Source organism: Helicobacter sp., from assembly GCF_017502485.1.
GTDB lineage: Bacteria > Campylobacterota > Campylobacteria > Campylobacterales > Helicobacteraceae > Helicobacter_B.
Map to the genome: position 1 here is coordinate 1 of NZ_JAFVUX010000022.1, position 16,677 is coordinate 16,677.

At 39.2% G+C, this 16,677-nt stretch carries 18 protein-coding genes and 2 pseudogenes; 9 read left to right on the forward strand and 11 right to left on the reverse strand.

The features are described 5' to 3' along the window. The 4 genes and pseudogenes from IKB69_RS04600 to IKB69_RS04615 form a co-directional block, all read left to right on the forward strand. A pseudogene (locus tag IKB69_RS04600) lies at positions 1 to 384 on the forward strand (hypothetical protein); the annotation flags it as partial. A 2-nt stretch (positions 385 to 386) separates the two neighbouring features. Beyond that, a complete protein-coding gene (locus IKB69_RS04605; RefSeq protein ID WP_290946591.1) occupies positions 387 to 2,147 on the forward strand; it encodes an ATP-binding protein in 1,761 nt (586 codons plus the stop codon). A 60-nt stretch (positions 2,148 to 2,207) separates the two neighbouring features. Further along, entirely contained in the window at positions 2,208 to 2,411 is a 204-nt protein-coding gene (locus tag IKB69_RS04610; protein ID WP_290946594.1) for a hypothetical protein, read from the forward strand. A 47-nt stretch (positions 2,412 to 2,458) separates the two neighbouring features. Beyond that, positions 2,459 to 2,869: a type II toxin-antitoxin system PemK/MazF family toxin gene (locus IKB69_RS04615; RefSeq protein WP_290946596.1), complete on the forward strand. Its 411-nt coding sequence runs from the start codon at positions 2,459 to 2,461 to the stop codon at positions 2,867 to 2,869. Between the two features lie 324 nt (positions 2,870 to 3,193). Here the strand turns inward: IKB69_RS04615 and IKB69_RS04620 are convergent, their stop codons facing one another. Next, a complete protein-coding gene (locus IKB69_RS04620) occupies positions 3,194 to 3,592 on the reverse strand; it encodes a PIN domain-containing protein (RefSeq protein WP_290946599.1) in 399 nt (132 codons plus the stop codon). After that, entirely contained in the window at positions 3,555 to 3,842 is a 288-nt protein-coding gene (locus tag IKB69_RS04625; protein ID WP_290946601.1) for a hypothetical protein, read from the reverse strand. The genes IKB69_RS04620 and IKB69_RS04625 overlap by 38 nt, the downstream gene beginning before the upstream one ends. Before the next feature lie 459 nt (positions 3,843 to 4,301). Between IKB69_RS04625 and ilvD the strand changes: the two genes are divergently transcribed. The 3 genes and pseudogenes from ilvD to IKB69_RS04640 all read left to right on the forward strand — a co-directional run. Then, a complete protein-coding gene (ilvD, locus tag IKB69_RS04630; protein ID WP_290946604.1) occupies positions 4,302 to 5,993 on the forward strand; it encodes a dihydroxy-acid dehydratase in 1,692 nt (563 codons plus the stop codon). Positions 5,994 to 6,028: 35 nt separating this feature from the next. After that, the gene (locus IKB69_RS04635) at positions 6,029 to 7,894 is read left to right on the forward strand and encodes a DUF262 domain-containing protein (protein WP_290946606.1); all 1,866 of its coding nucleotides are present in this window, start codon (positions 6,029 to 6,031) and stop codon (positions 7,892 to 7,894) included. 95 nt (positions 7,895 to 7,989) lie between these two features. After that, positions 7,990 to 8,274: pseudogene (locus tag IKB69_RS04640) on the forward strand (class I SAM-dependent methyltransferase); the annotation flags it as partial. A gap of 159 nt (positions 8,275 to 8,433) precedes the next feature. On the opposite strand, the gene lspA reads toward IKB69_RS04640, so the two are convergent. Together lspA and glmM are read right to left on the reverse strand one after the other, a co-directional pair. Further along, positions 8,434 to 8,904, reverse strand: a complete 471-nt coding sequence (gene lspA / locus IKB69_RS04645; RefSeq protein ID WP_290946609.1) for a signal peptidase II — start codon at positions 8,902 to 8,904, stop codon at positions 8,434 to 8,436. Between the two features lie 8 nt (positions 8,905 to 8,912). Continuing rightward, on the reverse strand, positions 8,913 to 10,307 hold the full coding sequence (glmM, locus tag IKB69_RS04650) for a phosphoglucosamine mutase (protein WP_290946611.1): 1,395 nt from the start codon (positions 10,305 to 10,307) through the stop codon (positions 8,913 to 8,915). Between the two features lie 101 nt (positions 10,308 to 10,408). On the opposite strand from glmM, the gene rpsT reads away from it, so the two are divergent. Next, the gene (gene rpsT / locus IKB69_RS04655; protein ID WP_290946613.1) at positions 10,409 to 10,681 is read left to right on the forward strand and encodes a 30S ribosomal protein S20; all 273 of its coding nucleotides are present in this window, start codon (positions 10,409 to 10,411) and stop codon (positions 10,679 to 10,681) included. A 48-nt stretch (positions 10,682 to 10,729) separates the two neighbouring features. Beyond that, the gene (prfA, locus tag IKB69_RS04660) at positions 10,730 to 11,794 is read left to right on the forward strand and encodes a peptide chain release factor 1 (RefSeq protein ID WP_290946615.1); all 1,065 of its coding nucleotides are present in this window, start codon (positions 10,730 to 10,732) and stop codon (positions 11,792 to 11,794) included. Between the two features lie 125 nt (positions 11,795 to 11,919). Here prfA and traF read toward each other — a convergent pair whose 3' ends face one another. The 7 genes from traF to acpS all read right to left on the reverse strand — a co-directional run bounded on the left by traF (position 11,920) and on the right by acpS (position 16,677). After that, positions 11,920 to 13,536: a conjugal transfer protein TraF gene (gene traF / locus IKB69_RS04665; protein ID WP_290946617.1), complete on the reverse strand. Its 1,617-nt coding sequence runs from the start codon at positions 13,534 to 13,536 to the stop codon at positions 11,920 to 11,922. 5 nt (positions 13,537 to 13,541) lie between these two features. Further along, positions 13,542 to 13,958, reverse strand: coding sequence for a universal stress protein (locus IKB69_RS04670; RefSeq protein WP_290946619.1), 417 nt, complete (start codon positions 13,956 to 13,958; stop codon positions 13,542 to 13,544). Positions 13,959 to 14,020: 62 nt separating this feature from the next. Next, complete coding sequence (locus tag IKB69_RS04675) at positions 14,021 to 14,437, reverse strand: hypothetical protein (RefSeq protein ID WP_290946620.1); 417 nt, start codon at positions 14,435 to 14,437, stop codon at positions 14,021 to 14,023. Between the two features lie 15 nt (positions 14,438 to 14,452). Further along, positions 14,453 to 14,701, reverse strand: a complete 249-nt coding sequence (locus tag IKB69_RS04680; RefSeq protein WP_290946621.1) for a tetratricopeptide repeat protein — start codon at positions 14,699 to 14,701, stop codon at positions 14,453 to 14,455. Further along, positions 14,698 to 15,768: a 3-isopropylmalate dehydrogenase gene (gene leuB, locus IKB69_RS04685; protein ID WP_290946623.1), complete on the reverse strand. Its 1,071-nt coding sequence runs from the start codon at positions 15,766 to 15,768 to the stop codon at positions 14,698 to 14,700. Before leuB ends, IKB69_RS04680 begins: the two co-directional genes overlap by 4 nt. Before the next feature lie 31 nt (positions 15,769 to 15,799). After that, positions 15,800 to 16,294 carry a 3-isopropylmalate dehydratase small subunit gene (locus IKB69_RS04690; RefSeq protein ID WP_290946625.1) on the reverse strand — a complete coding sequence of 165 codons (495 nt, stop codon included), beginning with the start codon at positions 16,292 to 16,294 and terminating at the stop codon, positions 15,800 to 15,802. Next, positions 16,291 to 16,677: a holo-ACP synthase gene (gene acpS, locus IKB69_RS04695; RefSeq protein WP_290946627.1), complete on the reverse strand. Its 387-nt coding sequence runs from the start codon at positions 16,675 to 16,677 to the stop codon at positions 16,291 to 16,293. The genes IKB69_RS04690 and acpS overlap by 4 nt, the downstream gene beginning before the upstream one ends.

The following is a 16,677-nucleotide window of genomic DNA, read 5'->3' on the forward strand; positions in this document are numbered from 1 at the left end:
GCAATATTAAACTCTAAATGTGCAACTTTTGTTTTTAAGACTTTCTATGCAGGTGGAGGACTTGGAGAAAGTGGCTTTAGATATAAAAAACAATTTTTAGAAAAACTTCCTATTCCCAAAATAGATTCTACAAACAAAGCCCTAAGCGATGAGATAATAAAATGTGTAGATAAAATCCTAGAAATTAAAGCTTGTCATACTGAGGCGTTAGCCGAAGTATCTAAAAACACAGAATCTAAAAAAGATATTTCGCCTACGGCTCAATATGACAAAGCAGATTCCGCCCTTGATACAAGCAAGCTAGAATCTAAACTTGACTCTTTAGTCTATAAACTCTATAATCTAACCGATGATGAAATAAAAATCATAGAAAACAAGGAGTAAAAATGAAATTGGTAAAATGTAGAATTGAAAATTTTAGAAGTTATGAAAATGCGGAATTTAATTTTTCAGATTTAAGTGTAATTATTGGAAAAAATGATGTGGGAAAATCAACATTATTTGATGCACTAGATATATTTTTTGAAAATAATAAAGCATCAGAAGATGATGTTAATATTAATTCAAGCGAGAATCAATTTAGTATTACTTGTTTCTTTAAAATTGAATCAGAGATGCAAATTAATATTGATTCTAGCGATAGTGAGCAAACTCAAACAACACTAGAGAGTGAATATTTATTAAATCAAGAAGGATTATTGCAAATTAAAAAAATATGGGAAAAAGGAAAGCTAAGCAAAACTTATATTGTTTGTAATTACCCAACTAATTGGGAAAAACCGCTTATTACATTAAAAATTCAAGAATTAAGAAAATTACTCTCCAAAGAGTCTGAAGTTAATCAAAATATTAAAAAAGAAATAAGGAACTTTTTATTTTCACAAGAAAGCCTAAGTTTTAAAGAACAAGAAATAGATATATCCACAAAAGAAACTGATATTGTTAGTATATATAATAGATTAAAAGACAAGATGCCTAAATATTTATTATTTAAAGCTGATAGAACAAATACAGATAAAGATAACGAAATTACTCAAATCACAAAAGCTATCACACAAAATGCTATCTCTGAAATTGAACAAAAATTTAATGATATGAAAGAAAATATTTTAAATGATATTAAGGGCTTTGCTAATGCAACACTTGAGCGATTAAAAAACTTTGATAAAGATATTGTAAAAGACTTAACCCCAGATATTACTTCAAAAGAATTAAGTTCTTTATTTAGTTATGAGTTTAAAAGCGACAATGGAATATCATTTAATAAAAGAGGTAGCGGAGTTAAAAGATTGTTTTTATTAAGTTTCTTTTTGGAAGATGCCGAAAGAAAGCATCAATCTAATATGATTTATGCAATTGAAGAACCGGAAACATCACAACATCCAAACTATCAAAGAATCATTATAGAATCTTTACAAAAATTAGCACAAAACCAAGGGCGTCAAATATTACTTACAACACATACTCCTGAGATTGTAAGAATGGTTAATAAGGAAAATATTATTTTTATACAAAGGGAGAATGAAAGCAAACGAATAGTTTATCATGGGGATAAAATTGATACAGAAGTTTTAGCTGATACCCTAGGTGTTTTACCATATCTACTATATCAAAGAGTTATATTTGTAGAAGGCGAAACTGATGTTAAATTTTTAAATAATTTAAACGATAAATTTGAATGCTTGAGGGAGATATTTGACTTAAAAACAATAACTTTGATTCCATTGTATGGTGGAGGAAATGTCAAAAATTGGATGACCGAAGATTATTTAAAACAAAGTAATGTCAAATGTCTTTATTTTTTAGATAGAGATGATAGAATAAAAGATATTGAAAGAGAAAACTTAATAAAAACAAAAAAACGAGAAATTGAAAATTATTATCCTGTTGATGTCCTTGAAATATATTTTAAAAAGAAGTTGGACATAGATTCTGTTTTCTCTGATGATTTTAAAAAGAATTGGGATGATGGGGATGTAGCTAAATATATCGCTAATCTCAATCAGGAAAAAAAGCAGTTTAAAGAAGCAGATATTAAATCAATGTTTGGCGATAAAGAAATATGGAATCAGATTAGCAAAGATAATATGCAAAGTTTTGATGAGATTGAAGAATGGTTTCAAACAATGAAAAAATTTTTTAAATAGTTATGCTAAATTCAAACCGCACGCAAAAACTCCATAGTGCCAAACTAAAGGGATATAAAAATGCAAGGAATTAGCTATATGATAGATTCTACAAACAAAGCCTTAAGCGATGAGATAATAAGCCTAGTAGAGCAAATTTTAGATTCCAAAGCCAAAGACCCTACCACAGACACCAAAGAGCTAGAATCTAAAATCGACTCTTTAGTCTATACACTCTACAATCTCACAAACGATGAAATCACAACCATAGATTCCAAAACATAGAAAACTAATGCTAGAAGCACGCCTTAAAGCAGTGCAGGAGACACGCAATGAATGATAATGCAAGATTTGAGCTATGGAACACTACAAAGCAATCTATCCACAGCAAAACACACGCCAAAAACATACAACCACGCAGAATCTATTGGGTATCCATAGGGCAGAATGTAGGCAGTGAAGTCTATGGCAAGGACTCCACTTTCACACGCCCTGTGCTTGTGCTAAATGTTTTTTATAATCAATTATTTTTGGGAGTCCCCCTTAGTAGTAAAACTAAAGGCAAAAGCGGCAAATTCTACCATAAATTTACCGATAGCAAGGGGAAGCTACAAGTCGCACTACTTGGGCAAATAAGGGTGTTTGATAGCAAAAGAGTAGAAAGGCTACTTGCAAATGTGGATACTAAAGAATTCGCACTGATAAAGCATAAAGTAAAGGAAAATATCATAGGAAAAGACTAAGGGCAACGCTAAAAGAAGCGAGTAACCCCTGCTCTAAGACAGGGAAACTTACCTTATACAAGTAAGCCGATACTTTCTATCTCTAGAAAGTATGAGAGTGATTATAGATACCGACGCCTTAAAGTTGCTTTAATTATTTGGGGAAGTGGATTCTAGTGGATTGCTTCACTGCGTTGCTAATGACAAAACCGCACTAGATTGCCACGACTTGCCAAGCAAGTCTCGCAATGACACGCAAAGCTAGAATCACTCCAAGATGAGCTAAACGCCACTACTCTAGCCCTGTATGCACTAGGATAGCCCCACGGGCTATGGCAACAGCCCTTAGCATTTATCTAAATCTTTATCAAAACTTAGCTTTTTATAATTTTGCAGTCTGCATTTAGCGCAAATGAGTGCATCAACAAAATCTATATGCTTATGCTCTATGATATTGAGCGTTTCAATAAGTATGGCTTTATCTTTATTTACCACGCCTTCAAGGCAAAGGATAGCCTTTAAATCCTGTAAGACTTCAGCTTTATCAATCTTATAAAACTTTGTTAGGACAAAATACGCCTCCATTAGCACTTCGCTTAGAATCTCAGCTTGAATCTCGCCATTTTCTATCTGCCTAAAATACTCACTGCTTAATGCCAAATGTTCATCATTATCGCCAATCAAAAAGCGAATGATGATATTTGTATCAATGAGATAGACCATATTTCTCCCCCAAAGCTTCAAGCATAGCCTTTTGCTTTATATCTTTTAAATTTTCTAGGCTTGTGCTTTGCAAGTCTTTTTTTCTCCCTTGCACTACTTGATTTTTATATTTGCCTGCAAGCTTTTTAGAGATAGAGCTTCTTGCTTGATGTGCTGGATAGACAATCGCCAGCACCTGATGCCTTCTTTTATCCACAATCTGTATAGATTCTTTTAGGTTAGAAAAAATAGCCGTGTTTTTTTGAATCTCGCCAATGCCTACGCTAAGCATTACCACCCCTTTTATATAAAATGATAGGAATTATACATAAAATTATAAAACAAGCACACATCAAAGCCTAGAAGCCCTACAAGCTAGATTAGATTCTCTATGTCTCTCACTCTATAAACTCTAATCCATAGAGTTTATACACCATAGAATCTAGCTGTGTTTGAATCTGTGCTAAGGCTTTTTCGTTATTTTTATTGTGCTGGAATTTCTCCACTTGCAAAGTATATGCCCTATCAAAAATGGCTTCAAAATCCTTGAGCTGTGTGCTTGTAGGAATTATGATGGGGATTTGTTTGCAATCATTGGTTGTAAAATTTACGGTGCTATTGATAAAAGTTTTGACATAAGCACACGCAAAGCCCCTAAATATCGCAAATACAAACCAAACAACGCAAAATCTAAAAACTGGATTCTAAGGTTCTTCAAGTATAATAAGAAAAATTATTTTAAGGAGACTCTATGCGAAGTGATATTGTAAAAAAGGGGCATAATCGCGCGCCACACAGAAGCTTACTAAGAGCCACTGGGCTAAAAGATGAGGATTTTAGCAAGCCCTTTATCGGTGTGGCAAATAGCTATATTGACATTATTCCGGGACATTTTTTCTTAAATCGTTATGCTGAAATTGTAAAGGATGAGATACGCAAGGCAGGGGGTGTGCCTTTTGAGTTTAATACCATCGGTGTGGATGATGGAATTGCTATGGGGCATAGCGGTATGCTCTACTCTCTGCCTAGCCGAGAACTCATCGCTGACTGCATAGAATCTGTGATGAACGCCCACGCGCTTGATGCGATGATTTGCATACCAAACTGCGATAAAATCGTACCTGGTATGCTTATGGGCGCGCTGCGTGTAAATGTGCCAACAATCTTTGTAAGTGGTGGTCCTATGAAAGCAGGGCAACTGCAAGATGGCACAATACTTGATTTAAACTCCGCATTTGAAGCGGTAGGGGCGTATGAGAGCGGCAAGATTAGCGAAAAAAGACTGCACGAGATAGAGTGCCACGCCTGTCCTGGTGGGGGGAGTTGTAGCGGTATGTTTACAGCAAACTCTATGAATACACTTTGCGAAGCTATGGGCGTGGCACTGCCGGGTAATGGAACAATCCCAGCTTTAACACCTGAGAGAGAAGAATTGCTACGGCAGGCGGCAAGACGCATTGTAGAGATAGCACTTGATTCTAGCTTAAGTGAAAAGTTTAGATTCCGCAATATTTTGAATGCAAAAGCCGTGCATAACGCCTTTGTCGTGGATATGGCAATGGGGGGCAGCACCAATACGGTGCTACATATGTTAGCCATTGCCAAGGAGGCGGAGTGTGAGTTTGGACTAGAATCCATTAACGCAATTGCAAAAGAAGTTGCACATATTGCCAAAATCGCCCCGGCTTTAAGCACAATCCATATGGAAGATATTAATCGTGCTGGTGGTGTTAGCGCGGTAATGAACGAAGTTTCTAAGCGCGGTGGGATTTTGCAATGTGATGCACTAACAATTACGGGTGAAACTTTAGGAGAGCGCATAGATGGAGTGGAGATTAAAGATTTTGATGTAATCCGCACAAATGACAACGCTTACTCACAAGTGGGCGGACTAAAAATCCTTTTTGGCAATCTCTGCGAACAAGGTGCGGTGCTAAAAGTCGCTGCCGTAGCAGAATCTATGAAAGAATTTAGTGGCAAGGCGATTTGCTTTAACTCTCAAGATGAAGCAATTAAGGGCATCGCTGGAGGCAAGGTGAAAGCAGGAAATGTTGTAGTTATCCGCTATGAAGGACCAAAGGGGGGACCGGGAATGCAAGAAATGCTAAGCCCCACAAGTCTTATTATGGGAATGGGCTTGGGAGAAAGCGTGGCACTCATTACTGATGGGCGATTTAGCGGGGCGACAAGGGGGGCTTGTATCGGGCATATAAGCCCAGAAGCTGCTGAAGGGGGGCTTATCGCACTCATTGAAGATGGCGATGTAATAGAGATTTCTGTCTCGCGTGGGAGCTTGGAGCTAAAAGTAGATTCTAAGATTCTAGAATCTAGAAGGACAAAATGGAAGCCAATACAAAAAGAGATAACAAGCAAGTGGCTTAAACGCTACTCACTGCTTGTAAGCAACGCTGCAAATGGCGCGACTCTTAAGACGGAGTTGTAATAACAACTCATCAAAAAAACTCTAAGGATATTACAATGGAACATACAATTACACCAGATAAACAAAGTGTCGAAAATTGTCTCAAAGGAAAAAGCTACTATATAGATTTTTACCAAAGAGAATATGTTTGGTCAAAATACACCGCAGAAACTCTACTTAATGATATATTCTATATGTTCGAACTTGGTTACAATGAGCATAAAAACAGTGAAATTAGTGAAGAAATTATGGGAAAATATAATTGGTATTATCTAAATGTTTATATTACAAATAAAATACAAAGCAAAACTTATATTGTAGATGGACAACAAAGACTATCGACGCTCACATTAATTGCTACAAAACTCTATCATCTCTCTAAGCAATACGAAAAGCTTGAGCATTTGTCTAAATTGCTGGCTGAGTGCATTTATAGCAATAATGGTTTTGGGACTAGCTATAATTTAGACAATAAAAAACGACATAGAATAATGGAAGCAATTTTTCGTGAGGAAAGCTTTGAATCCAAGTATGAAAATATCACAGAAAAAACACTTAATGAGCGATATAAAGATATATCGGATTATCTTAACAACAAATTTAAAAATTCTGATGACAAAAAGTTAAATTTTTTTATCTTATATTTCCTCAAACGTTTGGTTTTGGTGGAATTGGCAATTAATCAAAATGATACGCCAATGATTTTTGAAGTCATAAATGATAGAGGGGAATCACTTAAGCCTTTTGAGATACTTAAAGGAAAATTGATTGGCACACTAAATAAAGATGATACCGAATATTTTTGTAAAATTTGGGAGGATTCTCTTAAAAATTTGCCCAAGAAAGAAGATGAATTTTTTATTGATTTAATTAAATCAAAGTTTGTTTTTAAAAGGAATTCAGATATTGAGAAAAATATTAATCAATCTTATCATAGATACATATTTGAAGATAATTCCATATCGCAAGGTTTGGGCTTTAAAATCAGTGGTAATGATTGCCACATTTTAAATATTAAAAACTTCATTGAAAAAGAGATTAAATATTACGCAAAGTTATATTATAAAATTTGCAATAGCAACAATGAATTTTTAAAGTATTTAAATATAAATGAGCTTACTGGACAATATCAAATCATTCTTGCTGCGTGTAATATGGAAGATGCGAATGAAGATTGTAAGATCGAAATTATAGCTAGGGAGTATGAAAGATTATGGTTGCTTTTACATCTTAATGGTATTTATGATAGCAACGAGCTTCAAGAGATTTCTTATGAATTAAACAAGAGGTTAAAGGGTATTGAAATTGATCGGTATGAATGTATTTTTGATTCCATACTTCAAGAAACTTTCAAAGAGAAAAGGCAAGCAGATAGGATACAGTCATTGCTTGAATACGAAATATTTATAACAAAAGATTACGCAAATACAAATAAAAGATTATTGCGTTATCTATTTGCAAGAATAGAAAAATATATGTGTGAGCAAATCAAGATAAATCCTCAGAATAACATTGAATACATCACAACAAAAACGGGAGACAAAACTGGCTATCATATTGAACACATTTTATCCCGCAATATAACTAATATAAAATTTTTTAGCAATGAAGAAGAATTTGACTCTCAACGCAATATTCTAGGTGGACTTTTATTGCTTAAGGATAAAATAAACATTTCATCGAGCAATGAAGAATATGAAGACAAGCTTAAAACCTATAGTAATTCGCTTGTGTGGGGGCATACTCTCTGTGAAAGTTTTTATCATAAAACAAATCAATATTTTCTTGCTTTCAACGGTCGATTAAAAAATGAAAAAGGGGTAAGTTTCAAGCCTTATGACAAATTCGATAAAACTGCTCTCAATGAACGATCGCGACTTTTATATGAACTTATAAAAATTATTTGGAATGTGGATAGGTAATCAATTTTCCTATCGTTTCTGCAGATAAAATTATATTTACCTGCAGAAAATATTTGCCAAAGCGATAAAATAAAATGATCTACAAAATGAGGGGGGAATGAGGGAGAGATTATCATAAAAGCGAAATGCCCCGCATTTATGTTAATACCAAACACGCAATAAAAAGCCATTTTTCTTACACTCTTGCAAAGCTTATGATGGCTCAACTTTAGCTATTTTTCCAAAGTTTAAAGTGGATTCTACAATGCTACAAGAAATATGCGATAAACTAAATAATACAGATTGGCAGGAGCTTGGATTTGTGTGTGATGGGCGGTTTCTTTGTCTCACAAAGAAGTTTAGAAAATTGTATGTTAGAGGCACATTTTGGAATGCAATAAGTTTTTATTTTATGAATATATAAGACAAGTTTCATTTGTTGTATTTAAAAGCTATACAACTATCTCTAAAAAGTTTTTAGTGCGACTTATAGGGGATTACAAAGATTTAGTTTATGAGAGTAAAATCACCAAAAACGCATATAAACACCCCTTTTACACTCAAGCCTTACGAGCAGCTTCCTTGCGACTCTTACGCTCATACACAAACCACTGCACAAGCAAAGCCCCCACGCCAATATCAATGCAAACATCTGCAAAGTTAAATATCGCAAACTCAAACCAATAATGCCAATACACATAATCCACAACCTTGCCATACACAAAGCGATCAATGACATTTGCGACCCCACCCCCTAGGATAAAGCCAAAGCCTAGCCAACACTGCCTAAACACTCCTTTTGCAAATACCAAGTACAAAGCTAGTCCCGCTAGCAGTGCGATTTGCACCCACTTAAGCCACCCTTGCAAAAATGCAAACATCGAAAATGCCGCGCCATCATTATAGACTAGCACAATAGAAATCGCCCTACTCTCCCAGCGAAACCCTTCTAGCACTTGTAGTTTTAGCCACTGATCTAGTAGCACCACACCAACAATAATGGCAAAAAACAGTCCCGCACGAAGTCTCATACACACACCTACACAAGCTTCGCGCGTAAAAAGCTTTCCAACTCTTTTGCCGCAGTTTCTATCTCTTCACTCTCCTTGCCCTCCACTAAAATACGCAAAATATGCTCCGTGCCGGAGTAGCGGATAAGCGTGCGCATACCTGCCTTTTCTATCTGCTTACACAGCTCACTAAAGCCATTGATAGATTCTAGTGGAGTTTTTTCAAACACTTTTAGATTGATAAGCTTTTGTGGGTAGAGTGAGAAAGGGTTTAGAGCCTCGTGGCTTGAAGTTTTCTTGCGTAAGACTAATGCCATCACAACAATCGCGCTCATCAGCCCATCACCAGTGGTGGAGTAATCGCTAAATATGATATGCCCACTTTGCTCACCGCCAAAGTTGCTACCACACTTTTTCATCGCATCAAAGACATATTTATCCCCCACATCACACCGCTGCAAGCTTATATGACACTCAGCCAAAAACTCTTCTAACGCGAGATTGCTCATCTGCGTAGCGACAATCGTGTTAGATTCGAGCTCACCTATAGAGCGCATATACTCCCCAAGCGCACCTAACAAAACATCGCCGTGAATAATCTTACCCATATTATCGACCACCACCAGCCTATCCGCATCACCATCAAACGCAAACCCAATATCCGCGCGGTATTTAAGCACTTCATTTGCTAAATCTTGTGGGTGCATAGCCCCACACTGTTCGTTGATATTAAAGCCATTTGGCATATTGTTGATAACAACCACATCAGCCCCTAGCTCGCTAAAAATTGTAGGCGCGACTTTGTAGGCTGCTCCATTGGCGCAGTCAAGCACAATACGCAAGCCCTGTAAGCTCAGCTCTTTGGGGAAAGAGTTTTTAATATGCACGATATAGCGTCCCACCACATCATCAATGCGCTTTGAGCTACCAATCTCCTGCCCTACTTTGTGGCTTTGAGCTAGTAGCTGCTTGTTGTGGTAAATTTTTTCTATTTGCGCTTCAGCACTCTCATCAAGCTTGTTGCCAAAACGATCGAAAAACTTTATCCCATTATCATCAAATGGATTATGGCTCGCACTTATCATAATCCCAGCATCACAGCGCATATCTGCGGTAAGAAAGGCTATCGCAGGAGTAGGCATAGGACCTACTTGGATCACATCATAGCCCACTGAAGTTAGCGCACTTACTAGAGCATTTTCTATCATATAACCACTCCGGCGCGTGTCTTTGCCAAGCAGAATTTTGTTACTAGAGCGGATGCTTTTCTGTTTAGCAAGCTCATGGAAATACAACCCAGCAGCGATCCCAAGCTCAATGCAAAATGCCGGCGTGATAAGTGATCCAGCCCTACCTCGCACACCATCAGTGCCAAAGATTTTAGCTGGATTCTGGGATTTTGTCGATAAAGTTTTTTTACTCATTGAAACTGCTCCTACTTCTCTTACCTTCGGGAATTAAACTGCTTTTAAATAAAGACTAGGCACAATAATGCCCTAAAATTTTTTACAAAAGGATTAAGCCAATGGCAAACCACAAGTCTGCAGAGAAGAGAATCCGCCAAACCATAAAGCGTACCGAACGCAACCGCTACTATCGCACAAGAATCAAAAACATTATTAAAGCAGTACGCGAAAGTGTAGCAAGTAGCGACCTAGCAAAAGCGCAAGAAGCTTTCAAAATCGCTAACAAAGAACTCCATAAATTTGTCAGCAAAGGCATTATGAAGAAAAACACCGCCGCGCGTAAAGTTAGTCGCCTTAATGCCGCTGTAAAAAAGCTTGCCCAATCTGCCTAACTTCTTTTGAAAGATGCCTAGGGCATCATCGACCAATTAAGGACTCCTATGCTTAGCACTACGCTACTTCCTATTATCGCGCGCTATGATGAGATAAGCGATCTTCTCTCCCGCCCAGAAATAGTAGCAGATGTCAAGCAGCTAACCGCCCTTAGCAAAGAGCAAAGCCAAATCCAAGAAATCACCGAGCAAGCTAGAATCTATCTTACCACCCTAGAATCCATACAAGAAAACAAGCTACTTTTAGAAGACAAAGAGCTAAGCGAGCTTGCTAAAGAAGAGCTAAAAGCCCTAGAATCTGTGAAAACAGAGCTAGAAGAAAGCTTGCGTGTGCTACTGATCCCAAAAGACCCAAATGACGATAAAAATATCTACCTAGAATTGCGCGCAGGCACAGGCGGGGATGAAGCGGGGATTTTTGTAGGAGACTTGTTCCGCGCATATTGTCGCTATGCAGATATGAAAGACTGGAAAGTTGAGATTATAAGCTCAAGTGAAAATGATGTAGGCGGGTATAAGGAAATTATCGCACTTATCAAAGGCTCTGGAGTTTTCTCTAAGCTTAAGTTTGAGGGAGGCACACATCGTGTCCAACGTGTCCCTCAAACTGAATCCCAAGGTAGAATCCACACTTCTGCTATCACCGTGGCGATTATGCCAGAAGTCGATGATGTGGAGATCACTATCAGCCCAAATGATTTGCGCATAGAGGTCTTCCGTGCAGGCGGGCATGGCGGACAATGTGTCAATACTACGGATTCTGCGGTGCGTATCACGCATATCCCCACGGGCATTAGCGTTTCTATGCAGGATGAAAAATCCCAGCACAAAAACAAGGATAAAGCGATGAAGATTCTAAAAGCTAGAATCTATGAAGCCCAGCTTGCCGAGCAAATGGAGCAAAACTCCCAAGCCCGCAAAGATCAAGTGGGGAGCGGGGATAGAAGTGAGCGCATACGCACTTACAACTACCCACAAAACCGCTTAACAGATCATCGTATTAACACCACACTTTACAGCCTAGAAGAAATAATGCTCTCAGGCAATCTAGATGCTATCATTGACCCGCTAATAGCCCACGCCCAGTCTCTTGCCCTAAGCGCGCAAGAGTGATTAGCGCAAAGACTATGTGTAAAAAGCCACTACAAAATCACCTAGGATCTACTAGATTCTAGCTACCTACCACATAGAATCTAACCGCACTAGACAAGCCACGCGATAAACTCTAGCGTTCGAATCTAAAATGAGATATTTCCACCCACACGCACATTAAGATAGCGTGGGAAGCGGTAGCCCTGCGCCTCTCCTAGCTCTGTGCCAGCCTGCACTGCTACATCTAAAAGCCCTAAAATATTTACCCCCCCTGTGATAATGAGCCCATCATCTTGGCGTAGATCTTTCATAAGTCCAGCGCGCAAGTCAAATGCCTTAATGTCAAACTTCACACCACCGCCTATCATCTGGCTAAATGGGCGATTGAAGCTATCGCTTAACATTTCATTTTTCCACAAATCCACATCAAAAGCAAAGACAAATTTGTTTTGATTATATGCTATCCCAGCGCGGTATTGAGGCTTTATAGCAATCTCACCAGTGCTGTATTGGAAAGTAGGAGTGTTGATATTTTTTGCCACGACACCAAAGGTAAGGTAGCGGAAATTAGGCAAATCTATCTCTAGCATAGTTCCCACATCTACTGCTACGGCGGCTTTGGTCTCAAAATTCTTCCCCGATAGAAAGTTCCTACCCTCTGTGGCAAAATCTGTTTTGGTTGAGAGTGCGATATTGCTAAGAATATTGCTAGCGCTCATTAAGCGCGCAGAAATCCCTAGATTCCAATTCATATTACTAAAGTAAAGAGTGTGTGCATAGCCTATGGGTATCTCCGTGATCCAAAATCCACGCGTAACAACAGAGTGCGCATCACCCTGCTTTAAGGCATACTCAAGTGAATGCTGTTTATAGTCATTCTCATCTGTGTTTTTGTAGGAGAATCTCCCATCTTCTGTGCTGATTTTGTAGTATTTACTGCTAGAGTTAATGATAAGAGCCATACGATTAGGATCGATTTTCGCCGAAGTCGCGCCATAAAATGATGAGAAAAGTCCCACACCAAATGTCCCCAAAGTCCCACGCAAAAATGCGGGAGCAAACTGCAGTGCCACACCATTTTGACTAGTGAAATTTAGAGCATTTTCCTCTAGCGCGCTTTTAAGATTGGCAAAATCTTTGATCGCTTGATCAAGCCCTAGATCCCCACCAAAGCCGATGTCAATATTTTGGATATCACCATTACTATCTATTTTTAGACTCCCAAAATCCACATTTCCAGCAATAGAACTTAAAAGATTCGATGTTCCTACTTCACTTTTGATATTACTGATAAGAGTCCCCCATTTGCTTGGGTCTGGATTTTGCTGCTGGAAAGTTTGAAGCTTTTGCTCTAAGCTCTGCCCACCACCACTACCGCCTCCTCCACCCCCCCCAGAGGCTAATGTTTTATCAAGTGCGTTGCCTAGCGCTTTTTGAAATTCTGCTTGTGTGCCGCTTCCACTTGTTGCACTCATAAGAGAAGCAAAATTTTGCGCACTAGTAGCGAAATTCTCAAGGTTGATATTAGCGATTTTATCAAGATTCTTCTCTCTCACACCAAACCCGAGAGAATAGCCAAAACGCACGCTATTTTCCGCGCTCAAAAGTGCTGGATTATAATACAGCGCAAAAGGAGAATTTTTAAGTGCGACCCCTGCCCCACCCATACCAGCAGAGACATTACCCATCACGCCAAACTCTAGCCCAAAGCTACTGGAAGCAGCAAATGCCCAGAGCACTAGCCTATGCGGATAAATGCGCATAATACCTACTTCGCTACAAGCACCGGAATAGGAGATGAGCTTACAAAGCTATTTTGATGTGAGCTAAAGATCCTATGTAGCATAGAAGATTCACTAGCCCCAATCACAAGTAAGTCATAGCCATCAGCGATCTCTAGCACCACATCAATTGGATTCCCCGTGCGCAAAATCTTCTTACACGCTATCCCTTCTGTCTTAAATGTCTGCTCAAACTCATCTAAAATTTCATTGCTCTTTTCATTTTCAATGCTTTCAATCATCCCATAATCCACAATCCCACTCTCCGCATACATAAGTACCTCTGGAGTTACATGCAAGAGTGTTAGCTCTACTTCTTGGCGTTGTCCAAATAGCCTAATAATTGTCTTTATTGCCGCACGACACTCTTCTGTATCGCTCACACCAAACAACAATTTCACCATAAACACTCCTTGGGTAAAATGATTTATTGTAGCAAATCTCACTAATTGTAAATATCGCCTAATCACTCGCTTTTCTGTAAAATCTCATCGATTACACAAAGCTGATATTGCAAAAACCGCACCACTAATTCAAGCTTGTTTTGCGTATCTTGCAGTTCAGGCATTTTGAGTCCTTCAAATAGCACAAGAAGTTTTTCCCTGAGATTTTCTAAATAGGCAGCGCCATCTTGCCCTAGCCCAAACTCCTGTGCATTAGGGGGGATAATCTTGCCATTTTTAACAGGGCTAGATTCTATGCTTGTCTTTGGTAAAGTAGGCTTAGATTTGCTTGGCTCACTAGAATCCACAGAAGATCTCACCTGCTGCAAACTAGAATCTAGCAAGCTAGATTCTATGTTTTTATCTACTTTATCTGGATCTTGTGCCACCTCATCAAGGGTTTGTAAAATCAAGTCCTTTAGCTCCATATTTTCCCCCATACTTGCCCCTTACTCCTAGCCTAAAAGCCACCGCTCAAGTTTTTGATAATCACTCTGTGTTGTCGCATTGACAAATAACGCGAGCTTATCTTCATTCACACCGCTAAACTTATGCTTCTTAGTTTTTAAGCGTATAAGCGCGCTTTTAGCCTCTGTATTATTTGGATCTCTTTTTATCATCTCTTCATAAATCACTATTGCTTCTTCGGTATGCCCTTGCATTTCATAAATACTAGCAAGCGTGCTGGTGCTAATTGCCATCATTCTTCTCCTACAACAGCTTGGGCGATGAGATCGCCCATTTCCTGTGTGCCACAAAGCTTCTTACATCCAAATTGTGCAATATCCTTCGTACGCGCACCACTGCGTAGCACTGCACTCACGGCACTGCGCACCGCCCTAGCTGCTTCCATCTGCCCCAAAGACATCTCAAGTAACATTGCCGCACTAAGGATGGCAGCGATTGGATTAGCAATACCCTGCCCTGCTATATCAGGCGCAGAGCCGTGTATAGGCTCATAAAGTGCATATCGCGCACCTATGCTGGCACTTGGGAGTAAGCCAATAGAGCCTGTGATTTGGCTTGCTTCATCGCTCAAAATATCGCCAAAGAGATTACTAGTAAGTATCACATCAAACTGCCTAGGATCGCGGATGAGCTGCATACTTGCATTATCGACATACTGATGACTTAAAACAACCTGCGGATACTCTTTTGCCACTCTCTCTACCACCTCGCGCCATAGCTCGCTTACTTCAAGCACATTAGCCTTATCTACAGAGCAGAGCCTTTTAGATCGCGATAATGCTAGGGCAAACGCCTTGTGGGCAATTTGCTCAATTTCTTGCACACTATATATCATCGTATTGTAAGCACGCTCCTTTTCCTTCGCTCTTGGAGTGCCAAAGTAAATCCCAGATATAAGCTCTCGAACGATCAAAATATCCACACCTTTAATAATCTCTGGCTTCAGTGTGCTAGCATCAAGTAGCTCATCAAACACAATCGCGGGGCGTAAGTTGGCAAAGACTCCAAGCTCCTTACGCAAGCGCAAAAGCCCAGATTCTGGGCGTTTATCTTTGGGGAGATTATCCCACTTCTGCCCACCAATAGCACCAAATAGCACCGCCTTTGCGCTCAATATACCCTGCAAGCTCTCTTTGGGCAAAGGATCGCCATAATTATCATACGCACATCCGCCCATCATATATTCGCTAAATTCACAAGAAATCCCAAACTTCTCACACACTACGCGCAAGACTTTTAATGCTTCATTTACGACTTCTATACCTATTCCATCGCCTTTAATAACCGCTATAGATTCTGCCATTTTCGCTCCTTGCTCTCACTTAGTTAAAGACTTATAGTTGCTTTTTAGCATATTCAATAAGCCCACCGCTTTTTAGCAGCTCTAGCATAAACTCTGGGATAGGTTTAAAGTGATAAATGTGGCTAGTTGTTTGATTGATAATTTCTCCTTTGGTTACATCTACTGCTAGCTTATCGCCCTCGCTAATGCCACCCACTTCATCACACTCCAAAATAAGTAGTCCCATATTAAAAGCATTTCGATAAAAAATCCTAGCAAAGCTCGGGGCAATCACACAGGCGATCCCAGCTGCTTTCAACGCAAGTGGTGCGTGCTCCCTACTGCTCCCACAGCCAAAATTCTCATCTGCTACGATAATATCCCCATTTGCCACAATATCAGCAAATCCTGCGCGCGCATCTTCCATAATATGGCGCGCGAGAATACTCTCATCACTAGTGTTGAGATAGCGCGCAGCGATAATCACATCTGTATCGATATTTTCTCCAAATCTCCAAACCTTACCTATAAATCTCTCTTGTATCATAGCTCCCCTTTCTTCATACTACCACTATACTGCACCGCCACCACAGCGATGGCAAACCCACCATCGTGACTAATACTTAATGCCAAAGATTCTACCCCAAGCTCCGCACATCTCCTAGAATCTAGTGCGATAAGTGGGGCGTTTGCCTGTGTGTAAGAAATACGCATATCTAAAAACTTCAGCTTATCGCCAATCCCCACGCCAAGAGCCTTAGCGCACGCCTCCTTAGCCGCCCAGAATCCTGCGACACTCCTAGGCGCATACGCCTTGCGCGCTAAAAGTTCCCGCTCGCTTTGGCACAAAAAACGCGCTAAAAACCGCTCACCATAGCGATCAAATACCCGCTTAACTCGGGATATGACGACAAAATCAACCCCTATCAT

Bases quoted from the DNA above. Each gene is read 5' to 3' on its own strand.
- leuB (WP_290946623.1), bottom strand. From the start codon at position 15,768: ATGGCAGAATCTATAGCGGTTATTAAAGGCGATGGAATAGGTATAGAA.
- prfA (WP_290946615.1), top strand. From the start codon at position 10,730: ATGCTTAGCACTACGCTACTTCCTATTATCGCGCGCTATGATGAGATA.
- IKB69_RS04610 (WP_290946594.1), top strand. From the start codon at position 2,208: ATGCAAGGAATTAGCTATATGATAGATTCTACAAACAAAGCCTTAAGC.
- IKB69_RS04675 (WP_290946620.1), bottom strand. From the start codon at position 14,437: ATGGGGGAAAATATGGAGCTAAAGGACTTGATTTTACAAACCCTTGAT.
- lspA (WP_290946609.1), bottom strand. From the start codon at position 8,904: ATGAGACTTCGTGCGGGACTGTTTTTTGCCATTATTGTTGGTGTGGTG.
- acpS (WP_290946627.1), bottom strand. From the start codon at position 16,677: ATGATAGGGGTTGATTTTGTCGTCATATCCCGAGTTAAGCGGGTATTT.
- IKB69_RS04625 (WP_290946601.1), bottom strand. From the start codon at position 3,842: ATGCTTAGCGTAGGCATTGGCGAGATTCAAAAAAACACGGCTATTTTT.
- IKB69_RS04690 (WP_290946625.1), bottom strand. From the start codon at position 16,294: ATGATACAAGAGAGATTTATAGGTAAGGTTTGGAGATTTGGAGAAAAT.
- IKB69_RS04615 (WP_290946596.1), top strand. From the start codon at position 2,459: ATGAATGATAATGCAAGATTTGAGCTATGGAACACTACAAAGCAATCT.
- rpsT (WP_290946613.1), top strand. From the start codon at position 10,409: ATGGCAAACCACAAGTCTGCAGAGAAGAGAATCCGCCAAACCATAAAG.
- IKB69_RS04670 (WP_290946619.1), bottom strand. From the start codon at position 13,958: ATGGTGAAATTGTTGTTTGGTGTGAGCGATACAGAAGAGTGTCGTGCG.
- IKB69_RS04635 (WP_290946606.1), top strand. From the start codon at position 6,029: ATGGAACATACAATTACACCAGATAAACAAAGTGTCGAAAATTGTCTC.
- traF (WP_290946617.1), bottom strand. From the start codon at position 13,536: ATGCGCATTTATCCGCATAGGCTAGTGCTCTGGGCATTTGCTGCTTCC.
- IKB69_RS04605 (WP_290946591.1), top strand. From the start codon at position 387: ATGAAATTGGTAAAATGTAGAATTGAAAATTTTAGAAGTTATGAAAAT.
- glmM (WP_290946611.1), bottom strand. From the start codon at position 10,307: ATGAGTAAAAAAACTTTATCGACAAAATCCCAGAATCCAGCTAAAATC.
- ilvD (WP_290946604.1), top strand. From the start codon at position 4,302: ATGCGAAGTGATATTGTAAAAAAGGGGCATAATCGCGCGCCACACAGA.
- IKB69_RS04680 (WP_290946621.1), bottom strand. From the start codon at position 14,701: ATGATGGCAATTAGCACCAGCACGCTTGCTAGTATTTATGAAATGCAA.